Annotated in this window: 1 protein-coding gene; it reads right to left on the bottom strand. The window is 67.9% G+C overall.

The features are described from left to right. The coding region (locus tag ACK4S7_RS13045; protein WP_409647671.1) for a cation:proton antiporter at window positions 1-769 on the bottom strand (769 nt) is incomplete at both ends.

Here is a 769-nt window from a genome sequence, read left to right as displayed (position 1 = left end):
GCCCAGCGCCTGACGCCACGGCATGCGGAACGCCATGGCGAGGCCGGTGATGACGACCGTCTTGGTCGCGATCAGCGCGGCGGCCATGCCGAGCACGAACACCGGGCGCTCGGCGATCGCGGACAGGTCGAGCATCATGCCGACCGAGAGGAAGAACAGGCCGAGCAGGATCGAACGGAAGGGTTCGATATCCGCCTCGATCTCATGCCGGTACGGGCTGTCGGCGAGCATCACGCCGGCGATGAATGCGCCAAGGGCGGTGGACAGCCCGATCGACTGCATCAGCGCGGCGGCGCCGACGACGGTGAACAGGCCGGCGAAGACGAACAGCTCACGCTCGCCCCAATTGCCGATCAGGCGGAACAGCGGGCGCAGCAGATAGCGGCCGGCCAACACCAGCCCGGTGATCGCAGCGACGGTGTAGATGGCGAGCAGCCAGCCGGGAGGGCCCTGCGCATCCGCCGGATTGCGGCTGAGGATCGCAATGATCGTGATCAGCGGGACGATCGAGATGTCCTGAAACAGCAGCGTCGAGAAGGCGCGCTCGCCAAACGGGGTGCGCATGCGCCCGGCGCTTTGCAGCATCGGCAGCACCTGCGCGGTCGAGGACAAAGCGAGCGGGAGGCCGAGGGCGAGCGCGGCGGCGAGCGAGAAGTTCGCGCCGTATCCGATCACCACGCTGAGCGCGACGCCGCACAGGACGACCTGAAGCAGGCCGAAGCCGAAAATGTCGCGCTTCATGCGCCACAGCCGCGACGGGCTGAGTTCG

This window comes from Sphingorhabdus sp. (genome assembly GCF_046292425.1).
GTDB lineage: Bacteria > Pseudomonadota > Alphaproteobacteria > Sphingomonadales > Sphingomonadaceae > Sphingorhabdus_B.
Note: the sequence above shows the minus strand (reverse complement) of the source record. Positions and strands in the feature narration are given on the sequence as shown.